Origin of the sequence: Variovorax xiamenensis (assembly GCF_050916385.1) — a bacterium.
Lineage (GTDB): Bacteria > Pseudomonadota > Gammaproteobacteria > Burkholderiales > Burkholderiaceae_C > Variovorax.
The window spans coordinates 1,754,164-1,776,340 of the sequence record NZ_CP139038.1 but is presented as its reverse complement, the minus strand read 5'-3'; the positions used below and the strand labels follow the sequence as shown (position 1 = coordinate 1,776,340).

Annotated in this window: 23 protein-coding genes; 21 read left to right on the top strand and 2 right to left on the bottom strand. The window is 68.6% G+C overall.

What is annotated here, in order from left to right:
- Nucleotides 1-44: 44 nt before the first annotated feature.
- On the bottom strand, nt 45-647 hold the full coding sequence (locus tag SFB74_RS07660; protein WP_432730176.1) for a phenylacetic acid degradation protein PaaY: 603 nt from the start codon (nt 645-647) through the stop codon (nt 45-47).
- Between the two features lie 163 nt (nt 648-810).
- Between SFB74_RS07660 and SFB74_RS07655 the strand changes: the two genes are divergently transcribed.
- The 15 genes from SFB74_RS07655 (at nt 811) to SFB74_RS07585 (ending at nt 15,845) form a co-directional block, all read left to right on the top strand.
- Nucleotides 811-1,614, top strand: a complete 804-nt coding sequence (locus tag SFB74_RS07655; RefSeq protein WP_432730175.1) for an enoyl-CoA hydratase-related protein — start codon at nt 811-813, stop codon at nt 1,612-1,614.
- Nucleotides 1,615-1,617: 3 nt separating this feature from the next.
- Complete coding sequence (gene paaI / locus SFB74_RS07650) at nt 1,618-2,082, top strand: hydroxyphenylacetyl-CoA thioesterase PaaI (RefSeq protein WP_432730174.1); 465 nt, start codon at nt 1,618-1,620, stop codon at nt 2,080-2,082.
- 14 nt (nt 2,083-2,096) lie between these two features.
- Nucleotides 2,097-3,407: a phenylacetate--CoA ligase PaaK gene (gene paaK, locus SFB74_RS07645; RefSeq protein WP_432730173.1), complete on the top strand. Its 1,311-nt coding sequence runs from the start codon at nt 2,097-2,099 to the stop codon at nt 3,405-3,407.
- Between the two features lie 37 nt (nt 3,408-3,444).
- Complete coding sequence (paaA, locus tag SFB74_RS07640) at nt 3,445-4,458, top strand: 1,2-phenylacetyl-CoA epoxidase subunit PaaA (RefSeq protein WP_432730172.1); 1,014 nt, start codon at nt 3,445-3,447, stop codon at nt 4,456-4,458.
- Entirely contained in the window at nt 4,455-4,751 is a 297-nt protein-coding gene (paaB, locus tag SFB74_RS07635) for a 1,2-phenylacetyl-CoA epoxidase subunit PaaB (RefSeq protein WP_093196214.1), read from the top strand. The genes paaA and paaB overlap by 4 nt, the downstream gene beginning before the upstream one ends.
- 14 nt (nt 4,752-4,765) lie before the next feature.
- A complete protein-coding gene (paaC, locus tag SFB74_RS07630; RefSeq protein WP_432730170.1) occupies nt 4,766-5,545 on the top strand; it encodes a 1,2-phenylacetyl-CoA epoxidase subunit PaaC in 780 nt (259 codons plus the stop codon).
- Nucleotides 5,545-6,069 carry a 1,2-phenylacetyl-CoA epoxidase subunit PaaD gene (gene paaD / locus SFB74_RS07625; protein ID WP_093196216.1) on the top strand — a complete coding sequence of 175 codons (525 nt, stop codon included), beginning with the start codon at nt 5,545-5,547 and terminating at the stop codon, nt 6,067-6,069. The genes paaC and paaD overlap by 1 nt, the downstream gene beginning before the upstream one ends.
- A gap of 130 nt (nt 6,070-6,199) precedes the next feature.
- The gene (gene paaE / locus SFB74_RS07620; protein ID WP_432730169.1) at nt 6,200-7,285 is read left to right on the top strand and encodes a 1,2-phenylacetyl-CoA epoxidase subunit PaaE; all 1,086 of its coding nucleotides are present in this window, start codon (nt 6,200-6,202) and stop codon (nt 7,283-7,285) included.
- A 47-nt stretch (nt 7,286-7,332) separates the two neighbouring features.
- Nucleotides 7,333-8,478, top strand: a complete 1,146-nt coding sequence (locus SFB74_RS07615) for an ABC transporter substrate-binding protein (protein WP_432730168.1) — start codon at nt 7,333-7,335, stop codon at nt 8,476-8,478.
- Nucleotides 8,479-8,592: 114 nt separating this feature from the next.
- Nucleotides 8,593-9,621 carry a branched-chain amino acid ABC transporter permease gene (locus SFB74_RS07610; RefSeq protein ID WP_432730167.1) on the top strand — a complete coding sequence of 343 codons (1,029 nt, stop codon included), beginning with the start codon at nt 8,593-8,595 and terminating at the stop codon, nt 9,619-9,621.
- On the top strand, nt 9,618-11,528 hold the full coding sequence (locus SFB74_RS07605) for a branched-chain amino acid ABC transporter ATP-binding protein/permease (protein WP_432730165.1): 1,911 nt from the start codon (nt 9,618-9,620) through the stop codon (nt 11,526-11,528). Before SFB74_RS07610 ends, SFB74_RS07605 begins: the two co-directional genes overlap by 4 nt.
- The gene (locus tag SFB74_RS07600) at nt 11,525-12,256 is read left to right on the top strand and encodes an ABC transporter ATP-binding protein (protein WP_432730164.1); all 732 of its coding nucleotides are present in this window, start codon (nt 11,525-11,527) and stop codon (nt 12,254-12,256) included. The genes SFB74_RS07605 and SFB74_RS07600 overlap by 4 nt, the downstream gene beginning before the upstream one ends.
- Before the next feature lie 144 nt (nt 12,257-12,400).
- Nucleotides 12,401-14,476 (top strand): phenylacetic acid degradation bifunctional protein PaaZ, encoded by a 2,076-nt coding sequence (paaZ, locus tag SFB74_RS07595; protein ID WP_432730163.1) that lies wholly within the window; start codon nt 12,401-12,403, stop codon nt 14,474-14,476.
- 20 nt (nt 14,477-14,496) lie between these two features.
- Nucleotides 14,497-15,255, top strand: coding sequence for an SDR family NAD(P)-dependent oxidoreductase (locus tag SFB74_RS07590; RefSeq protein ID WP_432730161.1), 759 nt, complete (start codon nt 14,497-14,499; stop codon nt 15,253-15,255).
- Between the two features lie 29 nt (nt 15,256-15,284).
- The gene (locus SFB74_RS07585) at nt 15,285-15,845 is read left to right on the top strand and encodes a methyltransferase family protein (RefSeq protein ID WP_432730160.1); all 561 of its coding nucleotides are present in this window, start codon (nt 15,285-15,287) and stop codon (nt 15,843-15,845) included.
- 87 nt (nt 15,846-15,932) lie between these two features.
- On the opposite strand, the gene SFB74_RS07580 is transcribed toward SFB74_RS07585, so the two are convergent.
- Nucleotides 15,933-16,316, bottom strand: coding sequence for a DUF3761 domain-containing protein (locus SFB74_RS07580; protein ID WP_432730159.1), 384 nt, complete (start codon nt 16,314-16,316; stop codon nt 15,933-15,935).
- Nucleotides 16,317-16,591: 275 nt separating this feature from the next.
- Between SFB74_RS07580 and SFB74_RS07575 the strand changes: the two genes are divergently transcribed.
- The 6 genes from SFB74_RS07575 (at nt 16,592) to SFB74_RS07550 (ending at nt 22,118) form a co-directional block, all read left to right on the top strand.
- Complete coding sequence (locus SFB74_RS07575) at nt 16,592-17,224, top strand: OmpA family protein (RefSeq protein WP_432730158.1); 633 nt, start codon at nt 16,592-16,594, stop codon at nt 17,222-17,224.
- Nucleotides 17,225-17,405: 181 nt separating this feature from the next.
- Nucleotides 17,406-17,858 (top strand): hypothetical protein, encoded by a 453-nt coding sequence (locus SFB74_RS07570; RefSeq protein WP_432730157.1) that lies wholly within the window; start codon nt 17,406-17,408, stop codon nt 17,856-17,858.
- Between the two features lie 160 nt (nt 17,859-18,018).
- Nucleotides 18,019-18,615 carry a phosphatase PAP2 family protein gene (locus SFB74_RS07565; protein WP_432730155.1) on the top strand — a complete coding sequence of 199 codons (597 nt, stop codon included), beginning with the start codon at nt 18,019-18,021 and terminating at the stop codon, nt 18,613-18,615.
- The gene (locus SFB74_RS07560; RefSeq protein WP_432730153.1) at nt 18,612-19,673 is read left to right on the top strand and encodes a glycosyltransferase family 2 protein; all 1,062 of its coding nucleotides are present in this window, start codon (nt 18,612-18,614) and stop codon (nt 19,671-19,673) included. The genes SFB74_RS07565 and SFB74_RS07560 overlap by 4 nt, the downstream gene beginning before the upstream one ends.
- On the top strand, nt 19,670-21,289 hold the full coding sequence (locus SFB74_RS07555) for an ArnT family glycosyltransferase (RefSeq protein WP_432730152.1): 1,620 nt from the start codon (nt 19,670-19,672) through the stop codon (nt 21,287-21,289). The genes SFB74_RS07560 and SFB74_RS07555 overlap by 4 nt, the downstream gene beginning before the upstream one ends.
- Entirely contained in the window at nt 21,282-22,118 is an 837-nt protein-coding gene (locus tag SFB74_RS07550; RefSeq protein ID WP_432730151.1) for a ChbG/HpnK family deacetylase, read from the top strand. The genes SFB74_RS07555 and SFB74_RS07550 overlap by 8 nt, the downstream gene beginning before the upstream one ends.
- Nucleotides 22,119-22,177 lie beyond the last annotated feature (59 nt).

The following is a 22,177-nucleotide window of genomic DNA, read 5'->3' as shown; positions in this document are numbered from 1 at the left end:
AGGAAACGAAACGGGCGATCTTGCACGAAGCGCGAAGGCGGTCGTCAGCCCCGCTTGGTGGCGATGAGCGAACGCACCTCGGTGGCCGGCAGGCTCGGGCGGTTCTTCTCCACGCTGGAAAGCGGCTCCACCTCGCGAAGGCTCGCGAGGCTGCGCACCGTGAGTGTCTGGTAGGTCTGCGTGCCTTCTAGCTTCCAGGCGATCTCGTCATCGCTCAGCTCGCGCTTCACCTTCGCCGGAATTCCCGCCACCAGCGAGCGCGCCGGCACCTTCATGCCGGCCGGCACGAAGGCGCAGGCCGCGACGATGGCCTTCTCGCCGATCTCGGCCTCGTCCATCACCACCGCGTTCATGCCCACCAGCGCGTCGCGCCGCACGATGCAGCTGTGCAGGATCGCGCCATGGCCGATGTGGCCGTTGACCTCCACCACCGTGTCGTTGTCGGGAAAGCCGTGGATGCAGCAGTGGTCCTGCACGTTGGAGCCCTCTTCCAGCACGATGCGGCCGAAGTCGCCGCGCAGGCTGGCGCAGGGGCCCACATAGCAGTTCGGGCCGACGATCACGTCGCCGATCAGCACCGCGCTGGGATGCACGTAGGCGCTCGGGTCGACGACCGGGATCACGCCGTCGATGGAATAGCTGGGCATTCGCTCTGTCTCCTTGTTTGACCGACTTGTCGCGGGCATCAGGGTTTGCCCTGAATCAACCCCGCTTGTGTCGTTGTCTGGGTCGATCCTAAAATCAACCGAACGGTCGGTCAATAGTGTTTGCACACCGGCCCGTACCCACAAAGGATGAAAGAGACACTCGATGACTGAGCCTTTGGTACTCACCAGCAACGCCGGCGCCGTCCGCACGCTGAGCCTCAACAGGCCGGCGGCCCTCAACAGCTTCACGACCCAATTGCACGAAGCGCTGATGGCCGAGCTGGAAGCCGCGGCAGCCGATGCGAGCGTGCGCTGCGTGGTGCTCACCGGTGCCGGCCGCGCCTTCTGCGCCGGCCAGGACCTGGCCGACCCGTCGGTCGCGCCCGACCCGACACCCGGCGCCGCGCCCAAGGACCTGGGCCACGTCATCTCCACCTGGTACGCCCCGCTGGTCGCGCGCCTGCGCTCGATGCCGGTGCCGGTGATCGCCGCCGTCAACGGCGTGGCCGCGGGCGCCGGCGCCAATCTCGCGCTGTGCTGCGACCTCGTGGTGGCCGCCCGCTCGGCGAGCTTCATCCAGGCCTTCACCAAGATCGGCCTCGTGCCCGACACCGGCGGCACCTGGCTGCTGCCGCGCCTCGTGGGTTCGGCGCGCGCGCTGGGCATCGCGATGCTCGGCGACAAGCTGCCCGCCGAGGAAGCCGCGCGCATCGGCCTGATCTGGCAGTGCGTGGACGACGCAGCGCTCGCCGAAACCACCGCAGCCCTCGCCTCGAAGCTCGCCGGCATGCCCACGCGCGCCCTCGTCGCCACCCGCGAGGCCATGGCCGCCGCGCAGGACATGGACCTGGACGCAGCCCTCGCCGAGGAAGCCCGCATCCAGCGCGACATGGGCAACGCAGCCGACTACCGCGAAGGCGTCGAGGCATTCCGCGCCAAGCGCGCCCCCGTTTTCAAGGACCGCTGAGCCATGCCCGACACCGCTTCTTCTTCCCGCACGCCCCAGCAGACGGCCGAGTACGTCCGCGACGGCATGTTCGCCAACGACAACGCCAGCAAGGGCCTGGGCATGCGCATCGTGGAGGTCGGCCCCGGCCAGGCCACCATCGAGATGCGCGTGCGCACCGACATGCTCAACGGCCACGCCATCTGCCACGGCGGCTTCATGGCCACGCTGGCCGACTCGACTTTCGCCTTCGCCTGCAACTCCTACGACGAGCTGACCGTGGCCTCGGGCTTCGCCATCGACTTCATCGCGCCGGCGCGCGAGGGCGACGTGCTCACCGCGCGCTGCCACGAGGTGTCGAAGGCCGGGCGCACCGGCGTGTACGACACCGAAATCACCAACCAGCGCGGCGAGCGCATCGCGATCTTCCGCGGCCGCTCCTACACGGCCAAGGGCCGCCCGGCCGTTCCGAACGCCGCAGCCGCCTGAGGAGACAACACACCATGACAGTCAAACGCCCCGCCCCCGGCGAACTCGAACCCATCGAAACCGCCAGCCGCGACGAGATCGCGGCCCTGCAACTCGCCCGCCTGCGCACCACGCTGCAGCGCGCCTACGAGAACGTGCCCCACTACCGCAAGGCTTTCGATGCCAAGGGCGTGCACCCCGACGATCTGAAGTCGCTGGCCGACCTGTCGAAGTTCCCGTTCACGGTGAAGAGCGACCTGCGCAACAACTACCCCTTCGGCATGTTCGCCGTGCCGCGCGAGAAGGTGGCGCGCATCCACGCTTCCTCGGGCACCACCGGCAAGCCGACCGTGGTGGGCTACACGCTGCAGGACATCGACACCTGGGCCGACCTCGTCGCCCGCTCCATCCGCGCGGCGGGCGGCCGTCCCGGCGACATGGTGCATGTGTCGTACGGCTACGGCCTCTTCACCGGCGGCCTGGGCGCGCACTACGGCGCCGAACGCGCTGGCTGCACCGTCATCCCGATGTCGGGCGGCCAGACCGAGAAACAGGTGCAGCTCATCCAGGACTTCAAGCCGAACATCATCATGGTCACGCCCAGCTACATGCAGGTGATCATCGAGCAGTTCGAGCGCCAGGGCCTCGACGCGAAAGACAGCTCGCTCAAGGTCGGCATCTTCGGCGCCGAGCCGTGGACCGAAGCCATGCGCCGCGACATCGAGGCCAGGGCCGGCATCGACGCCGTGGACATCTACGGCCTGAGCGAAGTGATGGGTCCCGGCGTGGCCAGCGAATGCGTCGAGAGCAAGGACGGCCCCGTCATCTGGGAAGACCACTTCTACCCGGAGATCATCGACCCCGAGACCGGCGAGCTGAAGGCCGACGGCGAGGAAGGCGAGCTCGTCTTCACATCGCTGAGCAAGGAGGCCATGCCGATCGTGCGCTACCGCACGCGCGACCTCACGCGCCTCTTGCCGCCCACCTCGCGCTCGTTCCGCCGCATGGGCAAGATCGTCGGGCGCAGCGACGACATGATGATCATCCGCGGCGTCAACGTCTTCCCCACGCAGGTGGAGGAGATCGTGCTCGCGCACCAGGCGCTCTCGGGCCTCTACCAGGTGCACGTGAGCCGCGCCGACAAGCTCGACCAGGTCGAGATCCACTGCGAGCTCAAGCCCGCCGACGTCGCATCGGCCGACCGCGCCGCCATCGGCGACTGGCTGCAGCACCGCGTGAAGACGCTCATCGGCATCTCGACGCGCGTGGTGGTCCACGGGCCCGACGAGATGGAACGCACCCAGACCGGCAAGGCACGCCGCGTGATCGACACGCGCCCGCGCTGACCAGGCCACTTCCAACATCCACCGAAAGGACACGCACATGTACACCCAGGCAATGGACACCATGGGCAAGGACGCGGGCGACGGCAAGCAGAAAGTCGTCCGCTCCGCCGAGGAGATGCAGCTCGAAGAGCGCTTCGACGCCCACATCGACGCCGGCGACTTCATCGAGGCGAAAGACTGGATGCCCGAGCACTACCGCAAGACGCTGGTGCGCCAGATCAGCCAGCACGCGCACTCGGAAATCGTCGGCATGCTGCCCGAGGGCAACTGGATCAGCCGCGCGCCCACGCTCAAGCGCAAGGCCATCCTGCTGGCCAAGGTGCAGGACGAAGGCGGCCACGGCCTCTACCTTTATGCAGCCGCCGAAACACTGGGCACCTCGCGCGACCAGATGTTCGACGCGCTGCACAGCGGCAAGGCCAAGTACAGCTCGATCTTCAACTACCCCACGCTGACCTGGGCAGACATGGGCACCATCGGCTGGCTGGTGGACGGCGCGGCCATCATGAACCAGGTGCCGATCTGCCGCTGCTCGTACGCGCCGTATGCGCGCGCCATGATCCGCATCTGCCGCGAGGAGAGCTTCCACCAGCGCCAGGGCTACGAATCGCTGCTGACCATGATGACCCATGGCACCGACGCGCAGAAGGCGATGGTGCAGGACGCGGTCAACCGCTGGTGGTGGCCCTCGATCATGATGTTCGGCCCACCGGACGACCAGTCGCCCAACAGCGCGCAGTCGATGCGCTGGGGCATCAAGCGCTTCAGCAACGACGAGCTGCGCCAGAAGTTCGTCGACGCCACCGTGGAGCAGGCCCGCATCCTCGGCGTGACCCTGCCCGACCCCGACCTCAAGTGGAACGAAGAGCGCCAGGCGCACGACTTCGGCGCCATCGACTGGAGCGAGTTCTGGCGCGTGATCGGCGGCGACGGCCCTTGCAACCGCGAACGCCTGCAGGCCCGCGTCGACGCCTGGGAAGACGGCGCATGGGTGCGCGAAGCCGCACTCGCCCACGCCAACAAGCAACAACCAATCAAGGAAGCAGCATGAGCACCGAAACGAAACAGGAATGGCCTCTGTGGGAGGTGTTCGTGCGCAGCAAGGCCGGCCTCGACCACAAGCATTGCGGCAGCCTGCACGCGGCCGACCCGAAGATGGCCATCCAGATGGCGCGCGACGTCTACACCCGCCGCCAGGAAGGCAGCAGCATCTGGGTGGTGCGCTCCGACCAGATCGTGGCCAGCGATCCGGGCGAGAAGGACATGTTCTTCGACCCGGCCGAAGACAAGGTGTACCGCCACCCGACCTTCTACGCGCTGCCCAAGTCGGTCGACCACATGTGAGCGGACGGAACGTCATGCAAGCATCGATCGAACTGAACCGCACGCCGGCCGTGCAGTACCTGCTGCGCATCGGCGACACCTGCTTGGTGCTCGCGCAGCGCCTGGGCGAATGGTGCGGCCACGCGCCCGTGCTGGAGGAAGACATCGCGATGGCCAACATCGCGCTCGACCTCGTCGGCCAGGCCCGCGCGCTGCTCACCCACGCCGGCAAGCTCGAAGGCGAAGGCCGCGAGCACGACGAGGACCAGCTCGCCTACCTGCGCGATGAGCGCGACTACTTCAACCTCACCATCGCCGAGCTGCCGCGCGGCGACTTCGCCTTCGCCGTCGTGCGCAACACGATGGTGTCGACGCTGCTGAAGCTGCTGTGGCAGCGCCTCGCGGCGTCGAACGACAGCGAAGTGGCGGCCATCGCCGGCAAGGCGCTGAAGGAAGCGCGCTACCACCAGCAGCACTCGGGCGACTGGGTGGTGCGCCTGGGCGACGGCACCGACGAGTCGCGCCGCCGCACCGAAAAGGCGCTGAAGCAGCTGTGGCTCTACATGCCCGAACTGTTCTTCAGCGACGAGGTAGATGCCGCAGCCAGCGCCAGCGGCCTCGGCCCGGCGTGGAGCGAACTGCGCGAACCCTGGCTCGCCGAGATGCAGCAGGTGCTGGAGGCGGCCGGCCTCGCCATGCCGAAGGAAGCCGCCTTCCGCAGCACCGGCAAGCACGGCGTGCACAGCGAGCACATGGGCTACATCCTCGCGGAGATGCAGCACCTGCAGCGCTCCTATCCCGGAGGCGTGTGGTGATGAACGCACTGGCCTCGCGCGTCGATGCGGCATGGGCCGTGCTGAACACGGTGCCCGACCCCGAGGTGCCGGCCGTGTCGGTCTGCGACCTCGGCATCGTGCGCGACGTGATCGAGCATGACGACGGACTGGAGATCGTGCTCACACCGACCTACTCGGGCTGCCCCGCCACCGAGGCCATCGAACACGACGTGCTGGCCGCCGTCGAGCAGGCCGGCCTGGGCCGCGCACGCGCCACGCTGCGCCGCGCGCCCGCGTGGACCAGCGACTGGATCAGCGACGAAGGCAGAGCCAAGCTCAAGGCCTACGGCATCGCGCCGCCCGCGCACCTCACGCCGGAAGTCGCGGCCAACACACCGATGCCGATCAAGCTCTTCGGCCGCATCGCCGGCGAACGCATCGCGTGCCCGCGCTGCGCGAGCGAGCGCACCGAGCGCCTCTCCGCATTCGGCTCCACCGCCTGCAAGGCCCTGTACCGCTGCATGGCCTGCCGCGAGCCCTTCGAACATTTCAAGCCCATATGAAGAAACACCCCCAGGCTTCGCGCACTTCGTGTCGCTTCTCCTCCCCCCTCAAGGGGGCGTTGCCAGTGGCCCGGCAAAGCCGGTTCCACGGCAACCCCGGGAAAACGCTTGGCAATCCGGAGTTCCCGGCATGAGCACCCTCTTCCACCCCTTGCGCGTGAAGGCCATCGAGCCCGACACGCACGAGGCCGTCATCGTCTCCTTCGAGGTGCCGGCCGACCTGCAGCAGGTCTTCGGCTTCACGCAGGGCCAGTACCTCACGCTGCGCCACGACATCGACGGCCAGGACCTGCGCCGCTCCTATTCGATCTGCGCCGGCCTCGACGACGGCGAGCTGCGCGTCGGCGTGCGCAAGGTGCGCGGCGGCGTGTTCTCCAACTGGATCAACGCCAGCCTGAAGCCTGGCGACACCCTGCAGGTGATGGCGCCGCAGGGCCGCTTCTTCGTGCCCATCGAGCCGGCATCTGCGCGCCACCACGTCGGCATCGCGGGCGGCAGCGGCATCACGCCCATCCTGTCGATCATGAAGACGGTGCTGGCGCGCGAGCCGCAAAGCCGCTTCACGCTGATCTACGGCAACCGGCAGCTGCAGTCCACGATGTTCAAGGAAGAGATCGAGGACCTGAAGAACCGCTACATGACGCGCCTCGTGCTGCAGCACGTGTTCTCCGACGAGCACACCGATTCGCCCCTGGGCTTCGGCGTGATGAACCGCGAGAAGATCGGCGAGTTCCTCGCGAGCGTGGTGCCCGCCGCGGACATCGACCACGTGTACGTGTGCGGCCCCTTCCAGATGAACGACGAGGCCGAGGCCGCGCTGCTGGCGGCGGGCGTGCCGGAAGACCGCATCCACATCGAGCGCTTCGGCGTCGCGCTGCCCTCGGCCACGCAGGTGGGCGCGGTGGTGCACGAGGCCCAGCCGGGCGACGCGAAGCAGTCGCGCATCACCATCGTGCGCGACGGCCTGCAACGCGACATCACCTTCACCGAAGGGCAGCCCAGCATCCTCGACGCGGCATCGGCGGCCGGTCTCGAAGTGCCGTTCTCGTGTACCTCGGGCGTGTGCGGAACCTGCCGCGCGAAGTGCGTGGACGGGGAAGTCCGCATGGAAAGAAACTTCGCGCTCGACAAGAATGAAGTGGCCGCGGGTTTCGTATTGACCTGCCAGGCGCACCCCCTTACCGAACGAGTCACGCTGTCGTTCGACGAGCGCTGAGATACTTCAGGCCTCAACTTTTCATTTCAACCGGAGACAAGCCAACCATGAAATTCTTCAAGCCCCTGCTGACCGCCGCCCTCTGCGCCTCGGCCCTCGCGGCCTGGGCCGACGTCAACGTCGGTGTGACCATCTCGGCCACGGGCCCGGCAGCCTCGCTGGGCATCCCCGAGAAGAACACCATCTCGCTGATGCCCAAGACGATCGGCGGGCAGAAGATCAACTACATCGTGCTGGACGACGCCTCCGACACCACCGCGGCCGTCAACAACACGCGCAAGCTCATCGCCGAGAACAAGGTCGACGTGATCCTGGGCTCGACCACCACGCCGGCCTCGCTCGCCATGATCGACGTGGCCAGCGAAGCGCAGACGCCGATGATCTCGGTGGCCGCCTCGGCCCGCATCATCGAGCCGATGGACGCCAAGAAGAAGTGGGTGTTCAAGACGCCGCAGAACGACATCATGATGTCGCTCGCCATCGCCGAGCACATGGCCGCCAACGGCGTGAAGACCGTCGCCTTCATCGGCTTCTCCGACGCTTATGGCGAAGGCTGGTCGCAGGAGTTCGCCAAGGCCGCCGACCTGAAGAAGATCAAGGTCGTGGCCAACGAGCGCTATGCCCGCACCGACACCTCGGTGACCGGCCAGGCCCTGAAGATCATGGCCGCCAAGCCCGACGCGGTGCTGGTCGCCGGCTCCGGCACGCCGGCCGCGCTGCCGCAGAAGACGCTGAAGGAACGCGGCTACACCGGCAAGATGTACCAGACCCACGGCGTGGCCAACGCCGACTTCCTGCGCGTGGGCGGCAAGGACGTGGAAGGCACCTTCCTGCCCGCCGGCCCCGTGCTCGTGGCCGACCAGCTGCCTGCCAGCAACCCGGTGAAGAAGTCCGCCCTCGCCTACGTGGCCGCATACGAAGCCGCCTACGGCAAGGGCTCGGTCTCGACCTTCGGCGCCCACGCCTGGGACGCCGGCCTGCTGATGAGCTCGGCCGTGCCGGCCGCGCTGAAGAAGGCGCAACCGGGCACGCCCGAGTTCCGCGCCGCGCTGCGCGACGCCCTGGAGCAGACCAAGGAAGTCTCCGGCGCGCATGGCGTATTCAACATGACCGCCGCCGACCACCTGGGCCTCGACCAGCGCGCACGCGTGATGGTCAAGATCGAGAACGGCACCTGGAAATACCAGCCCTGATCGGACGGGCTTGAACGACGGACACCGCGGCCCGGCGCGACCGGTTCCGCGGTGTTCCTGCAAAAGGGGCACGGCTTTGCGCGCCCCGGGGTTTTCTGAACGAAAGTTGGTCGTATGGATTTGCAGATCGCCCTGCTCCTCGGGCAGGACGGCATCGTGAACGGCGCGGTCTACGGGCTGATGGCGCTCGCGCTGGTGCTGGTGTTTTCGGTCACTCGCGTGATCTTCATCCCGCAGGGCGAGTTCGTCGCCTTCGGCGCGCTGTCGATGGCAGCGCTGCAGGGCGGCCGCGCGCCCTCCACGCTGTGGCTGCTGCTGGCGCTGGCTGTGATCGTGCTGGTGGTGGAAGCCTGGCGCTGGAAGCGCGGCGCCACCGTCGACTGGCGCTCGGCGCTGACCTGGTGCGTGGCCTTCCCGGCCATCGCCGCGGTGCTGGTGCTCGGCTTCAAGCCCACGTCGCTGGCGATGCAGTCGCTCACCACGCTGGTGCTGATCGCGCCGCTGGGCCCGCTGCTCTACCGCGTCGCCTACCGTCCGCTGGCCGATGCCAGCGTGCTGATGCTGCTGATCGTCTCGGTGGCGCTTCACGGCGTTCTGGTCGGCCTGGGTCTCTTCTTCTTCGGCGCCGAGGGCTCGCGCACCAGCGCGTTCTCCGAGCTGCGCCTCGATCTCGGCGGCATTCCCGTCAACGGCCAGTCGCTGGTGGTGGTCGGCGTCACGCTGGTGCTGGTGATCGCGATGTTCTGGTTCTTCGGCCGCTCGATGATCGGCAAGGCCCTGCGCGCGACCGCCATCAACCGCGTCGGTGCGCGGCTGTCGGGCATTCCCACCGAACTCTCGGGCGACCTGAGCTTCGCGCTGGCCGCCGTGATCGGCGCCATCTCGGGCCTGCTGATCGCTCCCATCACCACGGTCTATTACGACACCGGCTTCCTGATCGGCCTGAAGGGCTTCGTGGCCGCCATCGTCGGCGGGCTCGCGAGCTATCCGCTGGCGCTCGCGGGCGCGCTGCTGGTCGGCCTGCTCGAGGCCTTCTCCTCCTTCTGGGCCAGCGCGTACAAGGAAGTGCTGGTCTTCACCCTGATCATTCCTGTGCTGCTGTGGCGCTCGCTGAACAGCCATCACGTGGAGGACGAGGAATGAGCACGTCTTCACCCGCAACTGCTTCCACCGCCGCCAACGCGGCACCCGAGGGCCGCCCGCTCGTCACGCCGCGCGTGCTCACCCTCGTCTTCATCGTCGCGCTCGCGCTGGCCTGGGGCTGGCTGCCCGAATTCACAGTCAGCGTGCTCAGCAACATCGGCCTGTACGCGCTGGTGGCCGTCGGCCTGGTGCTGCTGACCGGCGTGGGCGGCATGACCTCCTTCGGCCAGGCCGCCTTCGTCGGCATGGGCGCCTACGCCACCGCCTGGATCTGCACTTCGCCCACGGCCGCCGGCTGGCTGGGCGGCCTCGCGGGCTCGGCGCTGGTGCCCTGGCTGGGCCTGCTGCTGGGGTTGGTGCTGACCTTCGCGCTGGCCTGGGCGCTCGGCGCGGTCACGCTCAAGCTCTCGGGCCACTACCTGCCGCTGTGCACCATCGCCTGGGGCCTGAGCCTGTACTTCCTGCTGGGCAACATGGAGTTCCTCGGCGGGCAGACCGGAATCACCGGCATTCCGCCGCTGGTTGTCGCAGGTGTTTCCTTCGCCACGCCGCGCATGCTGGGCGTGGTGATCTGGGCCGTGCTGCTGCTCGCGCTGTGGGCCATGCACAACCTGCTCGACTCGCGCGAAGGCCGCGCCATCCGCGCGCTCAAGGGCGGCCGGCTGATGGCCGAATCGATGGGCGTGGACACCGCGCGCCACCGCATCAAGCTCTTCGTACTGGCGGCCCTGCTCGCGGCCATCTCGGGCTGGCTCTATGCGCACATGCAGCGCTTCGTGAACCCCACGCCCTTCAACCTCAACATCGGCATCGAGATGCTGTTCATGGCGGTGGTCGGCGGCGCAGGCCACCTCTGGGGTGCAGTGCTCGGCGCCACGCTGATCACGCTGCTCAAGGAAAAACTGCAGGACGTGCTGCCCGCGCTGCTGGGCACCAGCGGCAACTTCGAGGTGGTGGTGTTTGGCCTGCTCATGTTGTTCGTGCTGCAGCGTTTTGCCGACGGCCTGTGGCCCACGATCGCACGGCTCGCTCGCCGCTGGGTGCGCGAAGTGCCGCGCGCCGCCGGTGCCGGCCCCGCCGCATCGACCACGGTGCAACTCGCGCAGCGCGCGGTGCCGACCGCCGGCACGCTGCTGCTTCAGGCCGACGGCGTGAGCAAGCGCTTCGGCGGCCTGGTGGCCAACAACGACATCTCGATGACGCTGAAGGCCGGCGAGGTGCATGCGCTGATCGGCCCCAACGGCGCCGGCAAGAGCACCTTCTTCAACATGATCTCGGGCGTGGACGACCCGACCACCGGCGAGGTGCGTCTGGTGGGCCAGGCCATGTCGGGCAAGCCATCGCGCGCCTTTGCCTCGCTGGGCCTTGGCCGCACCTTCCAGCACGTGCGCCTGCTCGGGCAGCGCAGCGTGGTGGAGAACGTCGCGCTCGGCGCCCATCTGCGCGCAAAGCGCGGCTGGCTGGCAGCCATGCTGCGTCTCGATCGCGCCGAGGAGGCCGCGCTCATGGCCGAAGCCCGCAAGCAGATCGAACGCTGCGGCCTCGGCGCGCATGCCGATACGCCCGCCGCGTCGCTCTCGCTCGGCCAGCAGCGCGTGGTGGAAATCGCCCGCGCGCTCGCCGGGCAACCGTCGGTGCTGCTGCTCGACGAGCCCGCCGCCGGCCTGCGCCACCTGGAAAAGCGCGCTCTTTCCGAGCTGCTGGCCCAGTTGCGCGCCGAGGGTCTCGGCATTCTTGTGGTGGAGCACGACATGGAATTCGTGATGAACCTCGCCGACCGCATCACGGTGCTGGAGTTCGGCACCGTCATCGCCACCGGTACGCCCGCCGAAGTGCAGGCCAACCCGCGCGTGCTCGAGGCGTACCTCGGTGGCGCCGACGACGAACTGCTGGAAGACGCACGATGAGCCATCCCATTCTTCAACTGGAAGACTTCTGCGTCGCCTACCGCACCGTGGAAGCGGTGCACAGCGTGCGCCTGCAGGTGAACGAAGGCGAGATCGTCACCGTGATCGGCCCCAACGGCGCCGGCAAGACCACGCTGCTGTGCGCGGCCATGGGCCTGCTGCAATCCACCGGCCAGCTGATGCTGGACGGCGAGCGCGTCGCGCGCCCCAGCGTCGAGACCATGGTGGCGCGCGGCGTCGCGCTGGTGCCCGAACGGCGCGAGCTGTTCGGCGAGATGTCGGTCGAAGACAACCTGCTGCTCGGCGGCTTCTACCAGTGGCGCAAGGGCAAGCGCGACCAGCACGCGCGCATGGACGAGATCTTCGCCATCTTCCCGCGCCTGCAGGAACGCCGCGCGCAGATGGCCTCCACGCTCTCCGGCGGCGAACGCCAGATGCTGGCCATCGGCCGCGCACTCATGGCCCGGCCGCGCCTGCTGATGCTCGACGAACCTTCACTGGGCTTGGCCCCGCTGGTGGTGCGCGAGGTGCTGCGCGTGGTGTCGCAGCTGCGCAGCCACGGCGTCTCGGTGCTGCTGGTGGAACAGAACGCCCGCGCTGCGCTGCAGGTGGCCGACCGTGCCTATGTGCTCGAGATGGGCGCCGTGGCGCTCGAAGGCAAGGCGCGCGACCTGCTGCATGACCAGCGGATCATCGATACCTACCTGGGCATCGGCAAGAAGGAGTGACTTGACTTTCACCCTCCCCCACTTGGGGAGGGCAGGAGTGGGGGCACAGCGGCCTCCACCGCCGCGCAGCCTTCGAGGACGGGGCTGCCCCCATCCCAGCCTTCCCCCAACGGGGGAAGGAGCAACACGCAAAGGACTCGCACCATGACCACCACCCTCCAAAGCTACATCGCCGGCCGCTGGATCGGCCAGCAGGCCGCGCAGCAGCTGCGCAGCGCCGTCAACGGCAAGCCCGTGGCCGCTACGCACGCCGAGGCCATCGACTTCGCCGAGGCGCTGGCCTATGCGCGCCGCACCGGCATCCCGGCGCTCATGAAGCTCGACTTCCAGCAGCGCGCCGAACGCCTGAAGGCGCTGGCCAAGTACCTGGCCGCGAACAAGGAAACGCTCTACGCCATCTCGGCCCACACGGGCGCAACGCGCGCCGACAGCTGGATCGACATCGAAGGCGGCGCCGGCACGCTGAGTGCCTACGCCGGCATCGGCACCAACGAACTGCCCTCGGGCAACCTGGTGCACGAAGGCCCGGCCTTCCCGCTCGGCAAGAAGGGCGGCTTCGCGGGCACGCACATCCTGGTGCCGCGCGGCGGCGTGGCGGTGCACATCGACGCGTTCAACTTCCCGGTGTGGGGCCTGCTCGAGAAGTTCGCGCCCAGCTTCCTCGCGGGCATGCCCTGCATCGGCAAGCCGGCCACGGCCACCAGCTACCTGACAGAAGCGCTGGTTCGGCTCATCGTGCAATCGGGCATCCTGCCCGAAGGCTCGCTGCAGCTGGTCATCGGCAGCACGGGTGACCTGCTCGACCGGCTCGAAGGGCCCGACGTGGTCACCTTCACCGGCTCGGCCGACACGGCCGCGAAGCTGCGCGTGCATCCGAACATCGTGCGCCAGTCGATCCCGTTCAACGCCGAGGCCGATTCGCTCAACTGCGCGATCCTCGCGCCCGACGTGACGCCTGACGACGAGGAGTTCGATCTCTTCGTGAAGGAAGTGGCGCGCGAGATGACCATCAAGGCCGGCCAGAAGTGCACGGCCATCCGCCGCGCCATCGTGCCGCGACAACACCTCGACGCGGTGGCCGAGCGCCTGCGCGCGCGGCTGGCCAAGACCGTGGTGGGCGACCCTTCGCGCGAGGAAGTGCGCATGGGGGCGCTGGCCTCGCGCGACCAGCAAGCCGACGTGGCCGAGCGCGTCGCCACGCTGCTCAAGGGCGCGGAGCTGGTGTACGGCGAGCGCGACGGCTTCTCGCCGGTGGGCGACGGCGTGGGCGAAGGCGCTTTCTTCGCGCCCACGCTGCTGCTGAGCCGCAAGCCGCTCGAGCACGACGCCGCGCACGACGTGGAGGCCTTCGGCCCCGTCAGCACGCTGATGCCCTACGACGGCATCGACGAGGCGCTGGCGCTGGCCGCGCGCGGCCGGGGCAGCCTGGTCGGCACGCTGGTCACGCGCGATCCGGCCACAGCCGCCAAGGCGATTCCCGTGGCCGCCGCATGGCACGGCCGCCTGCTGGTGCTCGACCGCGAGGCCGCCGCCGAATCGACCGGCCACGGCTCGCCCCTGCCGCAGCTCAAGCACGGCGGCCCCGGCCGCGCGGGAGGCGGCGAGGAGCTCGGCGGCCTGCGCGCGGTGAAGCACTACCTGCAGCGCACCGCCGTGCAAGGCTCGCCCACCATGCTGGCCGCCATCACCGGCGAACATGTGCGCGGCGCGGCCGTGCGCGAGAGCGAAGTGCATCCCTTCCGCCGCTACTTCGAGGACCTGTGCATCGGCGACTCGCTGCTCACGCACCGCCGCACGGTCGGCGAGGCCGACATCGTGGCCTTCGGCGGCATCTCGGGCGACTACTTCTACATGCACTTCGACGAAGTGGCTGCCAAGGAGTCGCCCTTCGGCAAGCGCATCGCTCACGGCTACTTCGTGCTGTCGGCGGCGGCGGGCCTGTTCGTGTCGCCCTCGCCGGGCCCGGTGCTGGCCAACTACGGCCTCGACACGCTGCGCTTCACCAAGCCCGTGGGCATCGGCGACACCATCCAGGCGCGCCTGACCTGCAAGCGCAAGATCGACCGCAACAAGAAAGACGCGAGCGGCCAGGGCCAGGGCGTGGTGGCATGGGACGTGGAAGTGACGAACCAGGACGGCGAGCTGGTCGCCAGCTACGATATCCTGACCCTCGTTTCCAAGAAGCCCGAAGCCGCTGCAGCAGCCTCGGCCACCGCCTGATGCCCTCTTCCTCGCCATCCATGTTCGACCTCACCGGCAAAGTCGCGCTCGTCACGGGCGGCAACGGAGGCATCGGCCTCGGCATGGCCCAAGGGCTTGCAAAGGCCGGCGCACGCGTCATCGTGGCCGCGCGCAACGCGCAGAAATCGGCTGCCGCGGTCGAGGCATTGAAGGCGCTGGGCAGCGACAGCTTCGCGCTGGAGGTCGACGTGAGCGACGAGGCCTCGGTGAAGAAGCTCTTCGACGACGCGGCCGCGCGCTGCGGCCGGCTCGACATCCTGGTCAACAACGCCGGTACCACGGTGCGCAAGCCGGTCGACCAGCTCGCGCTGGACGAATGGCACAAGGTGATGGACACCAACCTCACCAGCGCCTTCCTGTGCAGCCGCGCCGCGCACGCGCACCTGAAGGCCGCGGGCGGCGGCAAGATCATCAACATCGGCTCGATGATGTCGATCTTCGGCGCCGCCTACGCACCGGCCTATGCCGCGAGCAAGGCGGGCATCGTGCAGCTCACCAAGTCGACGGCGCTCTCGTGGGCGCCCGACAACATCCAGGTCAACGCGATCCTGCCGGGCTGGTTCGAGACCGAGCTGACCGACGGCGCGCGCAGCCAGGTTCCCGGCCTGTACGAGCGCGTCACGGCCCGCGCCGCCGCCGGCCGCTGGGGCCAGCCGGCCGACATCGCCGGCACCGCCGTGTTCCTGGCCAGCGCCGCCTCGGACTACGTGACGGGCACGGCAATTCCCGTGGACGGCGGGTTTTCCATTTCCGGCTGAAGCCCGCGGGCCGTGTAAATTCGCCCGCCATGCTCTTCTGGATCCAGATCTTCCTTTTCGTCGCCGGCTCGGCCGCGCTGGTGTACGTGTCGCGCGGCCCCCTGAGCCAGCCGGGCTCGCATGGCTTCTACCGCTTCTTCGCGTGGGAATGCATGCTGGTGCTGATCGTGGTGAACCTGCCCTGGTGGCATGACGACCCGTTCTCGCCGAAGCAGATCATTTCCTCGCTCTTCTTCGTGCTGTCGATCTGGCTGCCGATCCACGCGGTGCGGCTGCTCAAGGCGCAAGGCAAGCCCAGCGACGCGCGCAACGACGATCCGGCCCTCTACGGCTTCGAGAAGACATCGGCCATCGTGAGCAGCGGCGCCTTCCGCTACATCCGCCACCCCATGTACACGGCGCTGATGCTGCTGGCCTGGGGTGCATTTCTCAAGCAGTTCAGCTGGCTCACGCTGGCACTGGTGCTCGCGGCCACGGTGCTGCTGCTCATGACGGCGCTGCGCGACGAGCAGGAATGCATCGCGCATTTCGGCGACGACTACCGGGCATACATGCGCGGCACGCGGCGCTTCATTCCGTTCGTGTTCTAGGGCCTTATCGCCTGTTCAAGGGAGCGGGAAGCCTCGCACCGCAGCGGAAAAAGGAAGCGCCCCGTCAGGGGCGCTTTTCATTGATGCTCAGCAAGCCTTGCCGTGGGCGACGTGCGCGCCCTTGGCCTTCGCATCGGCTTCGGACATGTACGAGCCGTGCTTGGTCTTGCCGAAGTACTTGTCGCTGGCGCAGTGATAGACCTTGCCGTTGACCCACACCTGGCCGGCTGTGGGCACCGCTGCGGGAGCGGCGGCGGCAGGTGCGGCGGCTGGCTTGGTCGCTGCCGGCGCGGGTGCAGCGGCAGCAGGCGCAGCAGCGGGCTTGGTCGCTGCCGGAGCAGGCGCGGCTGCAGCAGGTGCAGCAGCAGCCGGTGCCGCGGGGCTGGTCGTCGCGGGAGCGGACGGCTGCTGTGCAAAAGCAGAGACGGCAAGGACGGAACTGGCCGCCAGCAGGAAAAGGGTCTTCTTCAAGATCGCTCCTTGTGAATCGCACGAAAGCACGTGCATGTTGCGACCAACGCCCCTGCGGCAACGCAGTTGACGAATGTCTCTCCCGAGATGTGACGAGCCGTACGGTGCGAGACCTATTTCACGCATGCAAGGAAGAGATGGGCTCCGCGGCCTCTGCGAGGTCTTCGCTGTCGGCGCGAGCACGTGCGCACGAGTTGTTCCCTTCGGATCGAGCGCCTGTGCGAGAGATCGCAGGCGTTGCCGATCCGGATCCGAACCATCGAAAAGGGAAGAACATGAAGATCACACTGATCTCTCTCGCCACCGCGGCCGCACTCCTCGCAGGCTGCGCATCCGAGCAAGCCACCCATACGGCCGTAGGCACCGGTGCCGGCGCCGCAGTCGGCGCGGGTGTAGGAAACCTCATCGGTCGCGACAAGAAGAGCACGGCCATCGGCGCGGCGGTTGGTGCCGCCGTCGGCGCGGGCGTCGGCTACAACTGGACCAGCATCCGCAACAAGCTCAGCAATCAGACCGCGGACACCGGCACGCAGATCGTCGATCAGCCGGACGGCTCGCTGAAGCTCAACATCCCCAGCCAGGTGACCTTCGACACCGACAGCGCCACCATCAAGCCATCGTTTCGCAACGTCCTCGACGGCGTGGCCCAGACGATCGCGCAGGAGTCCAACATCAATGCGCGCGTTGTCGGCCACACGGACAGCACCGGCAATGCCGAGCACAACATGACGCTGTCGCAGCGCCGCGCGCAAAGCGTGGGCGCCTACCTGGTCGACCATGGCGTGAAGAGCGCGCGCCTCACGACCGAGGGACGAGGCCAGACCCAGCCCGTGGCGAGCAACGCCACCGAAGACGGGCGCACGCAGAACCGCCGCGTCGAGATCTACCTGAAGCCGGTCTCGCAGTAGGCGAAGGCCGAAGGCGGCACGCACCGGGCCGCCGCCGCGCTCGCCGCGAATCGCGCGGGTGACGAAGCACGGGGCAGGCCAAGCCCCGGAAGCCCCTTTCATACGCGCGTCATCTTCAACCTTGCGGGATGCTGACCCGCACGATCAGGTTCGGTTCACACGAGCCTCCTAGCATTCGCGCATGCTGCTGCTCGCGCACGTCCGTCGTTTTGTCGAAGCACACCACAAGGCGTGGTGTGTCGCGGGCATCCTGCTGATTTTTCTGCAGCCCTTCATCGCGGCCCATTTCCGCTGCGACGGGCTGGAAGACGAGCCGATGCTGCGCGTGCGCAGCGCCAGCGACACCACCCAGTTCGAGGCCGACGACCGCGCGGACCATCCGTCCGACCGGGAGACCACGCTGTTCGCCCAGGCTGCCGCGAGCATCGACCACCCCGATGCCTTCGACCTCGCCCTGAGCACGCTGTTGGCGATGGTGCTGGCGCTGCTGCCGCTGGCCCTGGCCGTCGCACGGCTCGCCATTCCCATCGTGCGCGAAGCGCCCGAACACGTGCCGCCGCACGGCGGTGCGCCACCTCCAGCGCAACCCTGGCGGCGCCTGCCGCCCACCGTCGCGCCACCTTCCGCCATCTGAGACACGACGCCTCGCGCGTCGGGCTGTCCTCTGCGTCATGCAGCGGGCTTTCTCTTCCCTGCCGAAAGGTCTTGACCATGTCCGGTTTCTCTTGCTGCGCCCGTCGCGCCGCGTGGCTTCGCTCGCCCACCGTTTTCCAGATCACGCCGAAGGTGGCGTCATGAACGCGCTGAACATCACGCTCTTCCAGTGGCTCACTGCCGGCAGCCAGCCCACGCCGTGGGTGCTGTCCTTCGCATCCGCCTTCGCCCTGTGGGGCAGCTGGCTGTGCGCGGCCGTGCTCGTCTTCGCGCTGTGGCGGCATCGCGCCGAACGCGCCTACCTGTGCATCGTCGCGGCGTTCGCGGGCCTTGCTTCGATGGCCTCGCACGCGATCGCGATGGCGCTGAACACGCCGCGCCCCTTCGTGCTGGGTCTGGCGCCCGCATACATCGAACACGCCGGCCGCGGCTCGCTGCCCAGCACGCACGCAACGGTGATGTTCATGGTGGCGATGGCCTTCCTGCTGCGCCCTTCGCTGCGCAGGCTCGGCGTGCCGCTGCTGGCGCTGGCGGCCGTCACGGGCTGGGCGCGCGTCTACGTGGGCGTGCATTTCCCATTCGACATCGCCGCCGGCCTGCTGCTCGGCAGCGCCATCGCCGGCCTGCTCGCAATCGCGCAGCGGCTGGCCCATCGCTTTCTTTCTTTTCCAGCGTCGCCCGTTGGCCGCACTCGCGACGACACGCCAGCGGCCGCTTCTTTCTGGAGGCATCCATGATTTCCTCGACCGACAACAGCCGGCATTCGCGCGCACCGATCCGGCTGGCGCAGGCCGACGACGTTCCCGCGACGCACGCGGATATCGGCGCGCCGCTCGCACCGCCCGAAGAAGCGCGCAGCATTTCCTGCGTGATCCCGTGCTTCAACGAGGGCGCGAACCTGCGGCGCCTGCTGCCGCTGCTGGAGGACATCCTCTGGGCCACGCGCCTGCGCTGGGAGATCATCGTGGTGGACGACGGCAGCACCGACGACACCGTCGCGGTGGCCGAGGCCTGGTGCGAACTCTCGGGCTTTCGCTGCATCTCGCTGTCGCGCAACTTCGGCAAGGAAGCGGCGCTCACCGCCGGCCTCGCCGCCGCCACGGGCGACGCGGTGGTGCTGCTGGACGGCGACCTGCAGCACTCGCCCGATCTCATCAACACCATGATCGCGCAGTGGGTGGCCGGCGCCGAGGTGGTGTACGCGGTGCGCGAGCAGCGCAGCGACGAAAGCCGCTTCAAGCAGATCGGCAGCAAGCTCTTCTACAGCCTGGTCAATGCATCGGACCGCTTCGAGGTGCCCAAGGACGCGGGCGACTTCCGCCTGATGGACCGCAAGGTGGTCGACGCCCTCATGAGCCTGCCCGAGCGCAGCCGCTTCATGAAGGGCCTGTACGCATGGGTGGGCTTTCGTGCCGTGGCACTGCCCTACACGCCCGCGCCGCGCGCCGAAGGCACCAGCACCTTCAACACGCGCCGGCTGGTGCGGCTGGCCATCGACGGGCTCACCGCCTTCACCACCTGGCCGCTGCGCGTGGTCAGCGTGGTGGGCCTGATGCTGGCGGTGCCGGCCTTCGGATACGGCGCCTTCGTGGCGATCGACTACCTGCTCTTCGGCAACTCGGTCTCGGGCTGGACCACCATCGTCGCGAGCCTGATGTTCTTCATGGGCATCCAGATGATCTCCACCGGCATCGTGGGCGAGTACATCGCGCGCATCTATGAAGAGGTCAAGGGCCGCCCGCTGTACGTGGTGCGCCGCGAACGCGGCACGGGGCTCGAGACCGGGCAGACATGAAACGATCGTCTTCGTCTTGGTGGACCGCTCCGCAACCGCTATGGCTCATCGTCGCTCTCTTCGCCTGGCTGCTGGCCACCGCGTGGGCACGCCCGCTGATGGCGCCCGACGAAGGCCGCTACGGCAGCGTCGCGCTCGCGATGCTTCGTTCGGGCGACTGGCTGGTGCCCAGGCTCGACGGGCTTCCCTTCTTTCACAAGCCGCCGCTTTTCTACTGGATAGGCGCGGCGGCGATGTCGGTCGCGGGCCCGGTCGAATGGGCGGCGCGGCTGCCGTCCGTCCTGGGCGGCGGCGTGGCCGCGGCGGCGCTCTTCCTCTTCCTTCGCCGTTGGTCGACGGTGCGGCTGGCGCTGCTGTCCACTGTGGTGCTGGTGACCACGCCCTTCTTCTTCCTGGGCGCGCAGTTCGCCAACCTCGACATGCTGGTGGCGGGCTGCATCTCGGGCACGGTGCTGCTGGCGGCCGGCGCAGCGCTGGCCCGGGAGCGCGAGGAGCCATGGCGCGCGCTGCTGGCCGGCGCCTGGCTGTTCGCCGCGGCCGGCCTGCTGGCCAAGGGGCTGATCGGACTGGTGCTGCCCGCGATGGTGATCGCCATCTGGTGCGCGGCAACGCGCAGGCTCGCGGCGCTGCGGCTCGCGCTGTGGCTGCCCGGCTGGGCCATCCTGCTGGCCGTGGCCGGTCCGTGGTTCGTCGCGATGCAGATGAGGTATCCGGAGTTTTTCGACTACTTCGTCATCACGCAGCACTTCCGGCGCTTCGCGTCGTCCGGCTTCAACAACGAGCACGGCTTCTGGTTCTATCTGCCAGTGCTGGCGGGGCTCACGCTGCCGTGGTTCGCATGGGTGCTGGTGCCCCGCGGGACGAACGACGAGGCGGCCCGGCATCGCCAGCCGGACATCGACCGGCTGATGTGGATATGGCTCGCGGTGATCGTGGTGTTCTTCTCCCTGCCGCGCTCCAAGCTGGTGGGCTACGTGCTGCCGGCGCTCCCCCCGCTGGCGTACCTGATCGCGCAGCGCGTGCTCGCGGGCCGCTCGCTCGAGGCGCTGCTGCCCAAGGTGCGCGCCACGACGCTGGCGGCGGCGACGGTGTGCATCGGCTGCGTGATCGCGGTCATGGTGTTCTCGTCGCCACCGGGCACGCGGCTGCGGCTGCCGGCTGGGCAAGCGGTGGCACCGGGTGACCAGGTGCTGATGCTCGACAGCTACCACTACGAGATCCCCTTCTACTGGAACCTGCGCGAGCCGGTGCTGGTGTCGGACGACTGGAAGGCTGCGGCCCAGGACACGCGCGACAACTGGCGCAAGGAAATCTTCGACGCCAGCCGCTTCGATCCGGCGCGCGCGGCGCGCACGCTGGTCGAGCGCACGGAGCTCGCGGACACGCTGTGCGTGCCGCGCACCACCTGGCTGATCGGCTCGAACACGGCGCACCTCGCGAACCCATGGCTGCATCATGCGCAGCTGGTGGCGGTGAACGACGGGCTGGCCGCCTGGCGCTTCGCGGGCAGCGCGACGGGCGACCCGCACTGCCTGGATACTGCCCCCTTCCCCAACCCGGCCTCCGCCCCGGCTCCCTCCGCCCCGCTTCATGGCACGAACGGCAGCAATGACTGAATCGCCCCGCTACCTCTGCATCTGCGCCGACGACTTCGGCATGAGCGCGGGCATCAACTCGGCCGTGTTCGATCTTGCCGAGCAGCGCAAGATCTCCGCCACCAGCGGCATGGTGCGCCGCGAAGCCTGGCTGGCCGGCGCGAAGGTGCTGCGCAGCCTCGACCCGGCGGAGTTCGACACCGGCCTGCACCTGGACCTCACGCGGCCCGCGCATGCCGGCGGCCCCGAGCCGGGGCTGGGCGGGCTGCTCGCTCGAACCTGGTCGCGCACGATCTTCGCGCCGGGGCTGCAGGCCGACATCCGCGACCAGCTCACGCGCTTCGAGGACGCCATGGGGCGCGCGCCCGCCTTCGTGGACGGGCACCGGCACGTGCACCAGTTCCCGGTGGTGCGCGAGCTGCTGGTGGAAGAGATCGCGCGGCGCTATCCCACGTCGCCGCCGTGGGTCCGCAACACGGCGCCGGGCTGGCGCCATGGCCCCGACAGGCTGAAGGCCCGCGTCATCCACGCGCTGGGCGGCGCGCGGCTGGCTGCGCTGGCGAAGCGGCGCGGCATTCCCATGAGCAGCCGCCTGCTGGGCGTCTACGACTTCTCGGGCGACATCCAGCGCCACGAGCAGCGCCTGTCCGAATGGCTCGCGGCCAGCCGTACCGGCGACGTGCTCATGTGCCACCCCTCCGCCGGCATCATGGCCGGCGATCCGCACGGCGGCGCGCGGCTGCGCGAATACACGGCGCTGCGCGGACTGTCGCTCGGGGCGTCCGGCGGCAACGGCGAAAACAGCGGGATCACGCTCGCGCCGCTCTCGCAGTGCCTGCAGCGGGGGTGAGTCGAACGGACCGGTCGCGTAACATCCGCGCCACCGTCCCTCCAGCCCCTCCCGCCCTC

Bases quoted from the DNA above. Each gene is read 5' to 3' on its own strand.
- SFB74_RS07605 (WP_432730165.1), top strand. From the start codon at position 9,618: ATGAGCACGTCTTCACCCGCAACTGCTTCCACCGCCGCCAACGCGGCA.
- SFB74_RS07590 (WP_432730161.1), top strand. From the start codon at position 14,497: ATGTTCGACCTCACCGGCAAAGTCGCGCTCGTCACGGGCGGCAACGGA.
- paaI (WP_432730174.1), top strand. From the start codon at position 1,618: ATGCCCGACACCGCTTCTTCTTCCCGCACGCCCCAGCAGACGGCCGAG.
- SFB74_RS07565 (WP_432730155.1), top strand. From the start codon at position 18,019: ATGAACGCGCTGAACATCACGCTCTTCCAGTGGCTCACTGCCGGCAGC.
- paaZ (WP_432730163.1), top strand. From the start codon at position 12,401: ATGACCACCACCCTCCAAAGCTACATCGCCGGCCGCTGGATCGGCCAG.
- SFB74_RS07555 (WP_432730152.1), top strand. From the start codon at position 19,670: ATGAAACGATCGTCTTCGTCTTGGTGGACCGCTCCGCAACCGCTATGG.
- SFB74_RS07560 (WP_432730153.1), top strand. From the start codon at position 18,612: ATGATTTCCTCGACCGACAACAGCCGGCATTCGCGCGCACCGATCCGG.
- paaB (WP_093196214.1), top strand. From the start codon at position 4,455: ATGAGCACCGAAACGAAACAGGAATGGCCTCTGTGGGAGGTGTTCGTG.
- paaE (WP_432730169.1), top strand. From the start codon at position 6,200: ATGAGCACCCTCTTCCACCCCTTGCGCGTGAAGGCCATCGAGCCCGAC.
- SFB74_RS07550 (WP_432730151.1), top strand. From the start codon at position 21,282: ATGACTGAATCGCCCCGCTACCTCTGCATCTGCGCCGACGACTTCGGC.
- paaD (WP_093196216.1), top strand. From the start codon at position 5,545: ATGAACGCACTGGCCTCGCGCGTCGATGCGGCATGGGCCGTGCTGAAC.
- paaA (WP_432730172.1), top strand. From the start codon at position 3,445: ATGTACACCCAGGCAATGGACACCATGGGCAAGGACGCGGGCGACGGC.
- SFB74_RS07615 (WP_432730168.1), top strand. From the start codon at position 7,333: ATGAAATTCTTCAAGCCCCTGCTGACCGCCGCCCTCTGCGCCTCGGCC.
- paaK (WP_432730173.1), top strand. From the start codon at position 2,097: ATGACAGTCAAACGCCCCGCCCCCGGCGAACTCGAACCCATCGAAACC.
- SFB74_RS07655 (WP_432730175.1), top strand. From the start codon at position 811: ATGACTGAGCCTTTGGTACTCACCAGCAACGCCGGCGCCGTCCGCACG.
- SFB74_RS07660 (WP_432730176.1), bottom strand. From the start codon at position 647: ATGCCCAGCTATTCCATCGACGGCGTGATCCCGGTCGTCGACCCGAGC.
- SFB74_RS07575 (WP_432730158.1), top strand. From the start codon at position 16,592: ATGAAGATCACACTGATCTCTCTCGCCACCGCGGCCGCACTCCTCGCA.
- SFB74_RS07600 (WP_432730164.1), top strand. From the start codon at position 11,525: ATGAGCCATCCCATTCTTCAACTGGAAGACTTCTGCGTCGCCTACCGC.
- SFB74_RS07585 (WP_432730160.1), top strand. From the start codon at position 15,285: ATGCTCTTCTGGATCCAGATCTTCCTTTTCGTCGCCGGCTCGGCCGCG.
- paaC (WP_432730170.1), top strand. From the start codon at position 4,766: ATGCAAGCATCGATCGAACTGAACCGCACGCCGGCCGTGCAGTACCTG.
- SFB74_RS07570 (WP_432730157.1), top strand. From the start codon at position 17,406: ATGCTGCTGCTCGCGCACGTCCGTCGTTTTGTCGAAGCACACCACAAG.
- SFB74_RS07610 (WP_432730167.1), top strand. From the start codon at position 8,593: ATGGATTTGCAGATCGCCCTGCTCCTCGGGCAGGACGGCATCGTGAAC.